Source organism: Vibrio breoganii (assembly GCF_001677275.1).
Lineage (GTDB): Bacteria > Pseudomonadota > Gammaproteobacteria > Enterobacterales > Vibrionaceae > Vibrio > Vibrio breoganii.
The window spans coordinates 52,733-66,961 of record NZ_CP016179.1; the positions used below are offsets into that span (position 1 = coordinate 52,733).

Genomic DNA, 14,229 nt, shown 5'->3' on the forward strand with positions numbered 1-14,229 from the left:
AGGCTGATATGGCTTTGAGAGTGAAAAGGTTGCATAAGGTTGATCTGCATGTCGTTAGTAGTTACATGGCGATTTTGCTAGATCCAGAGTCATTTGATGAGGTAGCGGTTGAGTCTGCTAGTTCGTTTATGGCTGGAGCGTATATACCTGCCGGCAGCGTCTTTGGGTTTCAGGAGATGATGCTCAAGGAGTCAGAGTCAGTGATTAAGCATCGCTTGACGCCAGGGCGGAACAGACCAAGGCCTTTAGGTGAGGTTAAGGATGTTCTTTGCTGGGTGTTCTCTGATGTAAATCAGGATCATGCATTCTCGTTTAAGAGTTGCGTTGAGACTGTTTATAGCTTGAATGCTGAGATGATACGTGGGAGTTATGCTCTCTATATATCTCGAATAGTGAATTCTAAAGCAGAGGAAATGGACCATCGCGTCCCTTTGTTTAAGAAGGTGCTGTCTTATATTAACGATGATGTAGATATGTCTTCTGGGGTGTTGAACTCCTCGGAGATGGCTGCAGAGTTAATGATCTAAACTTAACCCTACACATTGTGTAGGGTTTTCATTTTTCTATTAAGGAGTGGTTGTATGGCGCGAGTTTCGTACACGTTACATGAAGACTTGAATGGTGATGTTGGTATTTTGGAGTTTGAATATGAAGACACATACGATCTCCCGGAAAGTATCCTAATGTTCCCAACTGAGACCGAAGCAGAACTGCACATGCATTTCATGAGTCAAGGCTGGTTCTACAATGGCTCTTACGACAAGGTGCGAAATCACTTTATATTTGGTGGTACGGAAGAAGGAATAGCGCGTGTTGCTCCGTCGCATACTTATCATCAGCAGTTTAGGGAGTGGCTGTATAGCAAGGCTAGTTATTATGTCGATTCGAAAGTTGAGAGCGGTATCGTAGATTATGTTGGGGAATATGAGATAGATACCTACAAATATGTAAATCTGGCAAAGATGCGACTTGTTCCGGTTCGCTCAGATTCTTATTTTCTATTTAGTTTTGTGAAATCTCGTGGGCCAGTCATTTTCGCCCGGTTCAATGTCAGTGCCCAAGAGGCTCAGGCGATCGTTGACAAGCATACTCAGTTCAAAGGTCATTAAGTCCTTGGGTTTCTGTGCAGTCAGGGCAAAGGTAAACCCAGGGGCCGGTGAATGGTGAGCACTCGGCCACGATTGGTTTTTGATTAATCATGGCTTCAAAGTCAACGACGGGCATGATGATGCAGGGACTCCCGTCGATTTCAAACTGGCATGAGCACTCGGTGCATTTGTATAGTTTCATTGCTTCCCCTTTTCTCACTCGGTGTGCTTGCATTCAGGGAAGCCGGTACACCCGATAAAAGATTTCCCTTTCTTTGGTTTAATGATTCTTAGGTCTTGAGAGCATTCCGGGCACGCCTTATGGAAGGGTTTCTTGTTCAGTTCGGGGAATGTTTTGTTGCAATCGCCGCACTTGAAGAAGTTACCGAATTTGCCTTTTAGAAGTGGGATTTGCGCACTGCATAGTGGGCACTGAGATTGTGGTCTTGGTGCTTTCAGATACTTCTTAGGAATGTTCAATCCATGCTCTTTAATGCGCATGGTTTCGTTTCGGATGAACTCATCTAACTCCGTCCAGAAATCTTCACATTCAAGCTTTAGTTCGCTGATCAGTTTCTGCTGATGTGCCCAGATCGCAGTTGTGTTCGGGCTAGTGATCGATGTTGGTAACATGTCATAGAGTAGGTAGCCGTTTTCGGTTGGGGTTATTTTCTTAGTTTTATTGCCTTCAGCTAAAAGAATACCGTTGTCAAAAAGCTTCTTGAGGATGTCACTTCGGGTGGCAGGAGTGCCTATTCCGCCTGTTTCTGTTGTGTTCGAGTCTTTGTCCAAAAGGTATTGCTTAATCTTTGGGTCAGTAACGTACTTACTGGTGTGCTGAAGATCTTTGAGCAGAGTCTCTATGGTATATACGGGTAGTGCTTTGGTTTGTTGAGCTCCGACATTAATGTCATCGATGGCGATGGCCTGTCCTGCGTAGAGACTGTTTGTATCAATGTCGCTATTATCTTCCTCTTGGGATTCCTTGATTTCATCGGAGTCCTGATCGCGTGAGAATAAGACTTCCCAACCTAGCTCAATGACTCGCGAGCACTTTCCTTCAAAGGTATAGAACTGCTGAGCTTCGGTTTGTACCAATATTGAGTATGTTGTGATCTCACGCTCTCTCTTACTCATGAACTGAATCAGATAGTTACGGCAGATCAGCGCATAAATAACCTTCTCATTTCTCGAGAATTTTTCATACTGCGAGACGTTTCCTGTAGGGGCTAAGGCATGGTGAGCCGTGGTCTTGGCAGTGTTAAATGCTCTGCTTTTAATGCTTGGGTTTACCATATTGGCAACAGAGGTATATGCAGGAATGGTTGCAAGGTTTGCAATGACCTGCGGAGCTTCTGCGTGCTTTTCGTCGGTTAGATATCTGGTATCACAACGGTTGTAGCTGATGGCTAGTTTCTCGCGAAGGGTTTGAGTAATAGCAAGGGTCTCATCCGGTGATAGTCCATAGAGTCGAGATGCTTCAATCTGCAAGCTGAGAAGGTCGAACGGCAGGGTAGGGCTATCTTTGGCGCGTTTACGTTCAATTGATTCGATTGAAACGGTTGCTCCTTCAAGGCTCTCTGCGAGTCTTTCAATTTCTTCTTTATTGAAAAAACGCCCTTCATGATCTAGCTCTAAGCCCAGTTCTTCCGCGGGGTTGAGTTTTGCAAAGAGGGGGCCGGCAGGTGTATCTGTTGCGATTTTTAACGTGTAGTAATACTCAATCTTATGACTTTCACGAGTTTGCATTCTACGAACGCACAATCCAAGTATGGCTGACTGCACGCGCCCAACGTTCAGCTTTAAGGATGTTTCAGCATTCTGTTTCTGTGCTTGTGTCGTTAACAGGCGGGTCAATTGGTATCCCAATCTTTGGTCCGCAACTGATCTCGCTGTTTCGTCAAGGTAGAGCCCTATGAATTCTTCATTTGGTCGCAAATTGTTGATTGCGGCTCGAATGGCGCCTGGGTTGTTGTCGTTAATAAGGGCGCGAAGGATGACTGGAGGCTTGCGTGAGCATGAGTTAATGACGTTATCAACTATAGCTTGCCCTGCAGCGTCTGGGTCACCGGCATGCACGATCTCTGATGCCTCACTAATCAGTTGTTGCACTACTTTCAATTGCTTAGATGTGCGCGGAATTGGCTTTAGTTTTACTGGCCAAGTCATTGGGAGATCATCAAGAGACCACCGCTTATAAGCGGGATTATGGTCCTCAGGATCCTGAAGGGCGAACAGATGGCCACTGCACCAAGTAATTCTGTAATTCTCCGCTTCTAGGTATCCATTTTTTGCTGTTGCTTGATTACCTAGCGCACTAGCAAGTGCCGTCGCTACTTCTTTTTTCTCGGTGATATAAAGACGCATAGTTTTTGGGCCCAATTGAAAGTGTGAATGATCGTTGTAGAGGAAAAGGTGATGTGCTCGTGAGTAGTTGGTTTTCAAAAGTGGGTATGAATACGAGGTGGTGAGGGCCAAAAAAGAAGCATGACAAGGTAAAACGTACATTGGTTCTGCACTAAGGGTCAGCATGTAATCCGTAGGAACCAAAAAATGAGAATCACATTAATGGCTGGGGTAGTGGCGCTGATGCTGTCCGGTTGTTCGACTACTGCTCTGTACGATTTTGAGTCATTCCCTGTCTTCAAAGGGGAGGCTTCCAGTGAAGAGCACGCAGATGTACCGCTAGCTGTAAATTTGTACCCGCAGGTGGAGAAAGAATTCTTCGAGGTGTCATCAGGCGCTTTGACTGTGTTGGCGGCAAATATGCTGGCAGACAAGTTGGGTGTGGAGTTCGTTGAGTGGCATCACTCTTTGAACCCATATGAGTTTACACAACGACGCCATCAGGTGTTCGACTTGGAGTACGAGAATCCACAAGCAGGGTTCTTGGCGCTTTTTGATCGTTCTGGGCTGTTGCCGTTTTACGATTCGAAAACTAATACGGTTTTCGTTCATCCGTACTCAATGCAATTGTCGAATGTAAATCAGTCGACTGTATTTACTCCGTTATTCGATCAGGCAAGAGCTGGAAGAAAGGATGTAGAGGATGCACGAAAGGCTCGTCTAGCTGCGTCGTGGTTGAAATATAACTATTACGAAGGTTACACGCTTCATCAAACCATCTCGGCGTGGTCTAAGCATGCTGGGTACAGTTCTTTAGTTTGGTATCTACCGCGAGAAAAATATGCGGATTTACTGGACTATCAATTTGCAGAGTCGGATTACGAAGTAGGCCGAAACTCTCTTCATGCTATTCAAAATCTGATTAGGACGTCTTTGCAAGAAACTGAAAGTGACTTGCTTGTATCTGCTCATCATGAGGAGGACACGAATCGCCTAATTATCCATCCATACCATTCTACTGAGCGACTGGTCACGTTTGAGGTTGAGCCAACATCAGTCAAATCCAACCTGCTACGAATGGCTGACTTCTACGGGTACACATTGGAGTACCTGGCGACTGATTATGCTGTGACCGTACCTTACGTGACTGTCCTTAGTCGTTTTATGGGTGAGTCAGTGGGTGTTGTTGCGGAGGGTTATCCGGTGTCAATACAAACAATTGAATCATCCAAGGTGATTAGGGTGCGAAACAAATGAATTTTAAATTAACTAAAACAGCGGTCTTGGCGATTGCGTGCTCTGCAGTGCTTAGTGGTTGTGCTTCGCAGGTCAACGAGTATGAGAAGGTGATGATCCTTGAGTCGTCCATTTGGCTTGATAAGCCAGCTCACTTGGAGTTGGTTGAGTTAGCCTCTGTGAATCCAAGCGTGCTTGAAGTGGACAAAGACGAAGTGTTGCCGCAGGAAACTCTTGTAGAACCAAACGTGGTTCATGAGGAGCATCCATCTGAGGCGTTGTCGGGTGAGCAGCAATTTAAGCATTTTAACGCTCAACTAAAAGAGGGTAAACATGCCTCATATATTGCGGAATCGGCCACATACATTATGGCGGTTGATGAAACCTACGATTTCGCAATTTATGAAACAGAGACATATGCAGAGGCATTGCACCGTTGGTTGGGTGACCACGGTTACTTAACTGTTGGTCAGTTACTTGATCTTAAGCAGGTATCTGTATTGCGTGGTCGTGCAGATGCGACATATCAAATAACCAGCTCACTGCCTGATGCGATTGATTCGCTGATTGATAAGGCGAAGGGGCAGTTAGTGGTTCATCGCAAGGGAGAGTTAAGTCAGGGCGATGTTGAATCGTTGCACTTCAGTGTTGAATTAGATGCTGAGTCACAGACTGCAATTGTGACTTCATCAAAATTGCCGGTGACCATGTTCCATGTTGAGCCTGGCTCCTTGATTGAAAACTTCGAGCGTCTAGGTGAGCACTACGGTTGGAAGGCGAGTGAAGATATGTACTTGGCGCGTCAATACCAAGTGCCATTTGGTTATCCGGTTGTGACAGAGCAGGGAAATGTTAAGCGTGCGCTTGAGCAGATGCTATCGGGTTTTTCAACACTAAGAGGTGCTGTCGTTCCGTCAGTGCGTGAAATCTACGTTCTAGAGGAAGTGCGTTAATGATTAAGAAGTTATTTTTAGTTAGCGCAATTGCCGCTGCTGTGTCTGGGTGTGGTGCGCTTAAAACCTACGATGAAGTAAATGAACATGCGCGACTGAGTGGTGTAGAAGTTTTGGAGGTTGTGGAAGCCACTGAATACTCGAAGGTATTCACGATGGACCGTCCTCCGATGTTAACGGCAAAGCTTATTGAAAAGTCTGAACCTGAATGGCTGTCGGAATCTGTAGATTTGATTGCGGAGCAGTTTCCATTGAACTTGGTGTTAAGGGATGTGCTTGGTGATGATATCCGTATTCGCTATGGCCATGGTGTCGATCCAACGACGCCAGTGTCTATCTATTTCGAGGGTACAGCAAAAGAGGCGTTAAACATTCTATCGGTGTCCTCGAACTACGGTATTGATTATACAGGGGAGCTTGTAACTGTTGATAACGAGGTTATTAGGACCTTCTTTATACCTGCAGTAGCAGGGACAATGAGCTATCAGTTGGGCTCAAGTGGCGCAGGTTCGTCCGGTGGTGGGGATGCCATGTTAAGTGGCAATGTGTCTACAACAGGTTCCGGAGATGGTCAGTACTCATCGATTGGTGCAGACAACTACAGTGCGATTGAGCATATCCGCACGGGTGTGGAAGCGTTGCTTGTTGGGCGCTCTAGTGATGGTCAGGCGATAGAAGAAGGTTCGGTTGAGATTGCACCTTTGTTGAATTCTATTGTCGTGAAAACCAACCCAAGATTGATGGCTCAGATTGAGAAATACATTGCAGAAAGTGTTGTGGAACTCGAGCGCGAAGCGATTCTTGAAATTGCGGTAGTCGAATACGTATCAGATGGTTCAAGTGAAATCGGAGCAGAACTTGAAGCTGTTCTTAATACAGGTGGTTTCGTTGGTGGGATTACGGCACTCGCACCGAATTTAGGAACGTCGCTGTATGGTGAGGGGTTGAATCTTGGCTCTTCTAAAGGTGGTTCGGCAGGTACGAGTGCGCTGATTCGTTACCTAAGTAAGTCGGGACAGGTCTCGGTCAGAACGACTCAAAGAGTGAAGGCTTCAAACTATCAAGTCCAAGAAATCGATATGTCAGAGAGTCAGGAGTACATCAGTGAAACTGAGGTGACTTATGCGTCAGACAGTGCGGCCTATCCGACAACCAGTATCTCTAAGAGCATAGTTCGCGATGGTGTGAAGATGCTAGCGAACGTGACCATCAAAGAAGATGACATTTACCTGCGTTTGACGGGTGTCCTGAGTAAGTTCCTGCGTTTTGATGAGGTTGCTATCGAAAGTGTGACCATTAAATCTCCGCAGGTTCGTCAAGCGCGCTTCAATACATCGGGTAAGTACAAGTTCAATGAAACTATTGTTGTCACTCATATGCGTCAAGAGAGTGTGACTACTTCTGAGGCGAAATTCGCTGAGACAACAACGGGTAAGGCGTCATCTAAAAAGGTGATTGATACGTTGGTGTTGGTGACTCCTCGCCGTGAAATGGTTACGCATTAGTAGCGGGAGTTCTTGATGAAAGTTGAAACGGGAATAGTTATACAGGCAGTGGCCGTCACGAGTGGTGGTCAAGAGAAAACTCTCCTGAAGAAGCTAAGGGCTACTCATAAATTGAAGTATGAGTTGGCGCTGTTTCGCGATGATCAGGTTGTTAGATATGCGAGTGAATCTCCTGGTTTAGTTGGAGTGGAACTGGTTATTGATTTAGTTAGAGATCAGTTTGGTGAGTCCGTTGTTGGTGATGGCTCGTTCACTGTTATCGCTGAAGATATGCATGGTAAACCGTGTGTTTTCTTGCACAAGAATTGGGTCTGTATTTCCTTAAAGCCGGTTGTTGAGGGAGAAAGCCCAATAACGATAGGTGAAGTGTTCTCATTCGCTGGTGTGGATACGGGTGATGTGAAGGTGCGCTTACTGTCGTCTCCAAGAGAGATAGATAAGAACGCTTATGCATTGTCTGGTTTTATGCATGAAGTGAAAGTCCAGCAGAAGCGAATTCTGTCAGCTGCCGGTGTGGGGGTTGTCTTAGCGTGTTTTGGGTACATTTGGCAGGAAGTCACAAAGGTAGAGCAACAGATAATTCGCCAAGAAAAGATTGTCTACGTTGACAAGTATGAAGGGTATAAGAATGTCATATCTGAGGGTGTTGTACTGAGTCATGGTGTCGTTCCTTCGGTGGAGGCGATTACGATGCTCTCGGGTCTTCCTGATGGATGGCGCTATGAGGGAGTGACTTATTCTCGGGGGTTGGTTTCTGCGGGAATTGTGAATGCTGGGGGGTCGGTTTCTGAGCTTGAGCATTTCAGGTATGCGCAAGTGCGCCCTAGTGATTTGAGCGTAAATGGTCAGAGCGCAGGGTATGCGCGTGAGGTTCATAGCAGTCCCTCGCTCAAGCAGGATTGGACGACAAATATTGTAGCGATCAATGAGTTAAGAAATTCTGTAATTGATGTTTTTGTCGCGCTTGGTGCCAGTGTTATGTCGAACTCGGAGGTATCTAAAGGTTCGTACAGTGAGCAGAGTTTCATGGTGTCTTTCGTTGATGTACCTGCATATACGCTCATCAGTGGTGTGAAAATTTTTGATGGTATGCCGATTGTATTGCGCTCAGTGAATATGACAGAGCGTGCCGATAGTCGAGTCTCAGCCGAAATCGAATTCGTAATTTACGGGGTTAAATAGAAAAATGGATAAAAAACAAAAGAATCAAGCCGCGGTGCTTGGGGTAATGGTATCTGTGCTTGGGTATTTAGCCTACGACACGTTGTTCGATGGAAGTGTTGATCCTCGCGCTCAGAGAGCGGGACTTGCTGTGCAGAATACAGAGGATAGTGGGCGAGTGCTGGTTCATACCGTTGAGGTTGAGAAAGAAGTTGAGCCGCCAGCGGTAATGCAATTTGTAGGTTTACCTGAGTTGTCTGCATCTGATGCTGAATTGCTCTCTTTGAGTCAAGAGTCTCGATTGCTAGAAGCGAAAATCAATCAGGCGAAACTGTCGAACGAGTTAAGAGAGTTGACCGGTTCAAGTCAACGTAAGGTATTGCCGGCCGAGTTGGGTGGTCTAGTGTTCAATTCCCCGCGTAACCCTGGTGTTGAGTCTGGGATGATGCCACCACAGCATCCAGTCCAAGCGATACCAGCTGCTCCGTCTGTTGTCGATGTTAAGCAAGAGCCAAAGCAAGGGCAGAAGGACGATAAGTTAACTACTGAAGAGATCGAGTCTTTGTTCGCGCACTTAAAGGTAACTTCGGTCACATCGCGTAATGGTGCTAGTGTTGGGTGGATTCAGCTTGGTGAAAGGCGAATTCAAGCGGAAGAAGGGATGACGTTTGGTGGTGTGTTGGTGAAAGATATTAGTAGCACATACATTGAGTTTGAGCATATTGATACTGAGCATTCACGTAAGATTTTTGTTGGTTACACGCCACAAGAATCAAAGGATGCTACGTCGTCTACACATATTGAATCGGGTTACATGCCCCCTATGCATTACTAAGGGCGGAAAGATACATGCTTGATTACATTAGCAATCGAACAATCATAGATAGAACGATAGAGTATGGTGTTGCTTATATTGGTGAGCACGGTGAAGTCTGCACGTATGACATGGAGCATGATGGTGTTCATGACTTAGCTGAGTTGCTCCGAAATGATGCGTCGTTGTTTGGCGGTAAGTATTATGGTCAGTATCCAGAGATCAAGGTGCTCGATAAGCAATCGATAGATGAGCGTATTAAGCAACTGAAGATGGAGTTAGCGTCCAATCGTTCAGCATCAAATCGAATTAATGAAACTGAGGCTTCTAAGAAGCTGCAGCGTTTGCTAGAAAATGCAATTGAGCGTGAAGCGTCAGATATTCACATAGTTAATGTTCTAGGTCAGAGGACGGAGATTGGTTATCGTATTTTCGGTGATTTTGTACCCGTTAGTGAGCAGACAGCAGAGTATGGTGAGGAGGTTATTACTTACGCGGTGATGAACCTTGGTCAAGGGCGAAACTATTCAATCGTAGGGCGTGCTGATGTTACGTTTGAGATTGAATTAGAAGAAACCGTGATAGTGAATGGGCGCACCACTACAAGGACGAAGTTAACGAGTTGGCGTCTTAGTCAGCTTCCGGTAACAAAAGGCTCCAAAGTGACAATGCGTTGTGTTGAAGCGGGTGCCGGTTCGATTCCTACATTAGATCAGTTAGGTTTGGCGCCAGGGCAAATAAGAGCTGTTGAATCGTTAGCTAAGAATGCTCAAGGGTCGATGCTTGTTACGGGTGAGACGGGGTCAGGTAAAACTTCGACCATTAACTCAATTCTAGAGTATTGCATCCCAGATAATCGCTTTATTCATACGTTAGAAGATCCACCTGAGAACGTAATGGTTAAGCCCAATGCAGTCCAAACACGAGTGGATGAAAGTGTGACGGATAAGGACGGATTGAAACCAAAGGGTTTCACTCAGTTAGCGAAGGCCCTGCTCAGGAATGATACCGACTGTGTGCTGTTTGGTGAGGTAAGGGATGCTGATGCGGCGAAAGAATTTATGCGAATGAGTGAAGTAGGTAACTTTGTTCTAGGTACAATTCATACGAACAATGCTGTGTCTGCCATTAGTACCTTGGTCATGCAGATGGATGTATCTCCGTTCCAGTTAGGAGCGCCTGGTGTGTTAAGGGCTCTTGCGCATCAGCGATTGGTGAAGCGAACGTGTCAGTGTGCGTTGAAGCACTCGGAAGTGATGGCGCTTGGCGATGTGCCAGAGGTGTTGAAGCAGGCAGTTGCTAAAGTGGAAAGCCTAGATCTCAATACATCTAAGATTGTGTACGCCAACCCTGAAGGGTGTTCTATCTGTGATGGTACGGGTTATAAAGGCCGAACTGCTTTGTTTGAATTGGTGCTAGTGAATGATAAATCGCGCGCGTTCATCCGAGAGATGGATTTGACGGGTTTGATAGAATACATATCTTCTATAGGTTGGGCTTCGGTTCGTGAGCACGCTATCCACAAGATTGAAAATGGCTGGACGGATGTTATGGCGGTTGAGGCTAAGGTAGACAACCTGATCCCAGTCGAAGAGCAGGATATCTACGCAGATACCTTTTAGGTGATGTTCTAGTAAGTGAAACCGGTGAATGGCTATTGGCGATTCACCGGTTTTTGTTTAGGAAAGTGAGTTAGAAGTCAGTCTAGGTGCTACTTCTATCGCATAGAGTCGAAATAGCACGATGGCGAGTGTAAATAGAAGAGGTCCGTAGACTAGGCCTATAAGCCCAAAGATATGTACGCCACCTAGAATGGACAATAGAACCATCATAGTGTTCATGTGTCCCGCGCCACGCATAAGAAGTGGTCTCACTAGGTTGTCGATCGCGCCTACCACCCCTACAGACCAAACGGTTAACAAAAGTGCTCCTGAGTAATCCTGTGTCAGTAATAAGAACAGGATTGCAGGGATTAATACAATGGATGTTCCAAGGATTGGAATGAGCGATGCGACACTTATGATTGCACCCCAAAGCAGGCCTTGAAATCCAACCGCATACATTCCAACTCCGCCGGCGAATCCTTGAAGTAGTGCTGTGGCCAATGTGCCAAAAATAATGGTTCTGGAAACGTGTTTCGTTTGGGTTAGCAGCAGTTGTTGTTGGCCTTCGGGTAATACTACGAGTGTTTTGATGTTGGTGATGATGCGCTCGTGATCTCTCAAGAAGAAGAACAAAACGAAAATCATGATCAGAAATGCTATGACGGCATTGGTAAGGTTGGCGAGTAAAGTTCCGCCGTACTGAAGAGCTTTACTGCTGATAGAGGCGCTGTATGTGAGGATGTGTTGATTTATGTCTTGGATGGTAAGCGGTTCGAGCAGTACGTACTCGTTCAGCCACTCGAGATGTGTTTGAGACCAATCTGCCGAAATTACGTTCTGGAGTCCGCTGCTAACCGTCCACTGATAGATGTCGTGTGATGTGGTGAATGCCTGTTTGGAGATGATTAGAGAGGTGAAAACTAGAGGCGTCCATATTAAGAGTGTTGTGGCGATGCATATTACGAGTGCGCTCATGTTCGTGCCGAATTTCTTGGTGAGCTTGCCGTGTAGAGGTTGAGCAACAAGAGAGAGTAGGAACGCTATCACCAGTGAGTGGATGAACGGAAATATGAGGGCAACACAAAAGAGCATGGCTATTTTTAACCAGAAGATCAGAAAGTAGTGCTCGGTTTTCAAATTTTTCAGATTCATAGTGATTCATATAGTTGGGAGAGAGGGTAGCGGTTGATGGTATCTGTGGCGGAAAAGGTTAAGCAGGGGAAGAAGGATAACTTCGAGGTGTCTCGCAAAATCAAGTAGAGCCAGAAAAATACGCTGACAGCAGTTATTACGCTTGGTGAATCACGTATCCACGAGCATAAAACTTGTGGAGTAATTTGTTGTGAGAAAGAAAGGTTCTAAGTTTGGGATGTTAAGTTTGGCTACGGCGGTTGCATTGGTGCTACCGGCAGTAGTTAGCGCTGGGGTTTGGGAAGAAAGGGCGTTACTAGAGCGCTACGTGAGTCAACTTGATCGGATGAATGAGACATTGTTGGTTCAGGCTGAAGCGTCTGCAGACACTTCGGCGCGTTTGCAGATGGACTATGAAGCTCTGCGTGGTGATGTGGAATTGATATCGGCCAAAATAAAGCATTACTTGGAAACTCCACAAAGAGACTTTAGTCGAGGGGCGGGTGATGGTTCTAAGTAAGTGGTGGTGGTCAGGTCTGCTTTTGTTGCTGCCAGGTCTAGTGTCGGCAGAGATTGTTGTGTCTCCAGGTGGAGTCTCAGCGCAGCAAGCGTGGGATCACATATGGCCTGGGACGTTTAATTTTCTTTCAACGTCTATAGCTTCGTTTGTTGTAGCAGTAGTCCTAGTGTTTATGGGATGGGTAATGACGGGTTTGTATCTGGCATTTATCGTTAAGGGTCAGATAGATCTTGTTGATGCAGGAACTTTGTTTATCCGTTGTATGACTCTGTGCATGATGATTCTTTGGTTTGTGACGTAGGTGAAGGTATGAGTTTAATTGCTAAGCTGATGATGTCATCGGGCCAAAAGATAGATTTATTGGCTGACATTGAGGACTTGTTAAAAGAAGGTACTTCGATAGTAGATGTTGCTAATGACTTGGTGGCGTTCGGTGCGGGTGCAGAGAAAGATATTGGTCAACGCTTACTGGATCAGGTCGGCAACGGTAAGTCGGTCGCGTACGCTTTTGAAGGTTATGTATCTGACATTGTGGTTCAGACTTTGCTAGCAGGTGAGCGAGCGGAAGATCTTGCGGGAGGGTGTAAGAACGCCGTTACTGCGATTCAGAATACAGGTGGTGTGGCGGGGTTGATTGCTTCGAGTTTAGGTCCTCCGATAGCGCTGTTTTTACTGATCTTCGGCGTAGTAATCGCATTGGCGGCCAATATTTTCCCTACTCTGGAAGACATGGTGCCAATGAATATGTGGCCAGGGTTTAGCCGTAACTATTACTTGTTTGTTAGTGATGTGGCAGAGAATTGGCTAATGTATATGGGGATAGCGATAGCGACTCCTGTTTTGTTTATTACATTCTGTCGAAATGGTACCGGTGGAATTAGAGAGCTTTTGGATAAAATGCCGTTCTTTGCACAATATCGTTATGTTATTGCGTCTCAAATCATGTTCACAATGTCAACGTTGCTGCGAAATGGTGAGTCTATGGCGGATGCGTTGCGGTTCTGTGAGAGTGGAGCAAGTCGCTATCAAAAATGGAAAGTTGGTCAGATCAAAGAGAGGATGGAAGAGTCTCGGTCGGCGTCTATTGGTAGTTTGTTAGACGTTCAATTGCTCCATGTTAGGCAGTTGAACAGACTGAGAATTACCGGTTCGCTTGGTGGAGGTAATGATGAGCGTCTATTTAGAGCGGCGGAGAATCATACAGGCATGTTGTCCCGCCAGATTACAGCGTTTGGCAAGACGTCAAAGATTTTGGTAATGGCGTGTAGTGTGCTTTTGTTGTTGCTCTTGATTGGTTCGATCATGTTATTGGTAATGACGATGCGTTCGGCTATGTAGAAAAATTAATTATAGAAAGCCCAAGTGCAGTTTCTCGCTGCGCTTGGGCTTTTTGTCGTTTAGAGGGAAAGCAAAAAAGAAACGTAACTAACTTGGTGTGTTGTTGGAGTGCTCATATCGGTAGCTAGTAAGCATATTCGTCTTATGAGTAAAACAACATATAGAGAGTTAAAGATATGAAAGAAAGCATGCAAAAGTTGTTCCTGAAGTTGGGAGTTATGGCGACGATGGCTCCGTCTTTGGTGAGTGCTAACCCTATTGGAAACGTGAATCCTGACTATACGACACCAGATCACGATTACTTGGGCGTGTTCAGTAAGATTTTCAAAGATTCGTACACAACAGGTACGACTGTGATTGGTGGTGCGATTTTTCTGGTTGTCATTTTTGCCGTTCTATCGGCGTTCTGGCAGTACAACAAAGGTAAGAAGGAATTGGGAGATGTGGCCACGATCGCTGCAGTTGGCGGCATAGTTATGACAGTTGTGTTCGTATTGATTAACGCAGGTAGTTCAACGTTAGGTGGTTCATAA

14 protein-coding genes are annotated in these 14,229 nt (G+C 45.7%); 12 read left to right on the top strand and 2 right to left on the bottom strand.

Annotated elements, in window-relative coordinates; translation table 11 throughout:
* Nucleotides 1-8: 8 nt before the first annotated feature.
* Nucleotides 9-527: a hypothetical protein gene (locus tag A6E01_RS19160; protein ID WP_065211096.1), complete on the top strand. Its 519-nt coding sequence runs from the start codon at nucleotides 9-11 to the stop codon at nucleotides 525-527.
* 54 nt (nucleotides 528-581) lie between these two features.
* Entirely contained in the window at nucleotides 582-1,109 is a 528-nt protein-coding gene (locus A6E01_RS19165) for a hypothetical protein (protein WP_065211097.1), read from the top strand.
* A gap of 195 nt (nucleotides 1,110-1,304) precedes the next feature.
* On the opposite strand, the gene A6E01_RS19170 is transcribed toward A6E01_RS19165, so the two are convergent.
* On the bottom strand, nucleotides 1,305-3,455 hold the full coding sequence (locus tag A6E01_RS19170; RefSeq protein ID WP_167714339.1) for a DNA topoisomerase: 2,151 nt from the start codon (nucleotides 3,453-3,455) through the stop codon (nucleotides 1,305-1,307).
* A gap of 186 nt (nucleotides 3,456-3,641) precedes the next feature.
* Here A6E01_RS19170 and A6E01_RS19175 point away from each other — a divergent pair, with 186 nt between their 5' ends.
* From A6E01_RS19175 to A6E01_RS19200, 6 genes are read left to right on the top strand one after another with little or no spacing between them, the layout of a single operon-like run.
* On the top strand, nucleotides 3,642-4,691 hold the full coding sequence (locus tag A6E01_RS19175) for a hypothetical protein (RefSeq protein ID WP_065211099.1): 1,050 nt from the start codon (nucleotides 3,642-3,644) through the stop codon (nucleotides 4,689-4,691).
* Nucleotides 4,688-5,623, top strand: a complete 936-nt coding sequence (locus A6E01_RS19180) for a hypothetical protein (RefSeq protein WP_065211100.1) — start codon at nucleotides 4,688-4,690, stop codon at nucleotides 5,621-5,623. Before A6E01_RS19175 ends, A6E01_RS19180 begins: the two co-directional genes overlap by 4 nt.
* A complete protein-coding gene (locus tag A6E01_RS19185) occupies nucleotides 5,623-7,128 on the top strand; it encodes a hypothetical protein (protein ID WP_065211101.1) in 1,506 nt (501 codons plus the stop codon). Before A6E01_RS19180 ends, A6E01_RS19185 begins: the two co-directional genes overlap by 1 nt.
* Nucleotides 7,129-7,143: 15 nt before the next feature.
* Nucleotides 7,144-8,310, top strand: a complete 1,167-nt coding sequence (locus A6E01_RS19190) for a hypothetical protein (protein WP_065211102.1) — start codon at nucleotides 7,144-7,146, stop codon at nucleotides 8,308-8,310.
* A gap of 4 nt (nucleotides 8,311-8,314) precedes the next feature.
* Nucleotides 8,315-9,124 carry a hypothetical protein gene (locus tag A6E01_RS19195; RefSeq protein ID WP_065211103.1) on the top strand — a complete coding sequence of 270 codons (810 nt, stop codon included), beginning with the start codon at nucleotides 8,315-8,317 and terminating at the stop codon, nucleotides 9,122-9,124.
* Nucleotides 9,125-9,138: 14 nt separating this feature from the next.
* Entirely contained in the window at nucleotides 9,139-10,725 is a 1,587-nt protein-coding gene (locus tag A6E01_RS19200; protein WP_065211104.1) for a GspE/PulE family protein, read from the top strand.
* Between the two features lie 57 nt (nucleotides 10,726-10,782).
* Here A6E01_RS19200 and A6E01_RS19205 read toward each other — a convergent pair whose 3' ends face one another.
* On the bottom strand, nucleotides 10,783-11,859 hold the full coding sequence (locus tag A6E01_RS19205) for an AI-2E family transporter (protein WP_065211105.1): 1,077 nt from the start codon (nucleotides 11,857-11,859) through the stop codon (nucleotides 10,783-10,785).
* Between the two features lie 190 nt (nucleotides 11,860-12,049).
* Between A6E01_RS19205 and A6E01_RS19210 the strand changes: the two genes are divergently transcribed.
* The 4 genes from A6E01_RS19210 (at nucleotide 12,050) to A6E01_RS19225 (ending at nucleotide 14,229) form a co-directional block, all read left to right on the top strand.
* Nucleotides 12,050-12,358, top strand: coding sequence for an RAQPRD family integrative conjugative element protein (locus A6E01_RS19210; RefSeq protein WP_156744643.1), 309 nt, complete (start codon nucleotides 12,050-12,052; stop codon nucleotides 12,356-12,358).
* A complete protein-coding gene (locus A6E01_RS19215) occupies nucleotides 12,345-12,659 on the top strand; it encodes a hypothetical protein (RefSeq protein ID WP_065211107.1) in 315 nt (104 codons plus the stop codon). The genes A6E01_RS19210 and A6E01_RS19215 overlap by 14 nt, the downstream gene beginning before the upstream one ends.
* A gap of 8 nt (nucleotides 12,660-12,667) precedes the next feature.
* Nucleotides 12,668-13,696, top strand: coding sequence for a type II secretion system F family protein (locus A6E01_RS19220; protein WP_065211108.1), 1,029 nt, complete (start codon nucleotides 12,668-12,670; stop codon nucleotides 13,694-13,696).
* Between the two features lie 188 nt (nucleotides 13,697-13,884).
* Entirely contained in the window at nucleotides 13,885-14,229 is a 345-nt protein-coding gene (locus A6E01_RS19225; RefSeq protein WP_167714340.1) for a DUF2976 domain-containing protein, read from the top strand.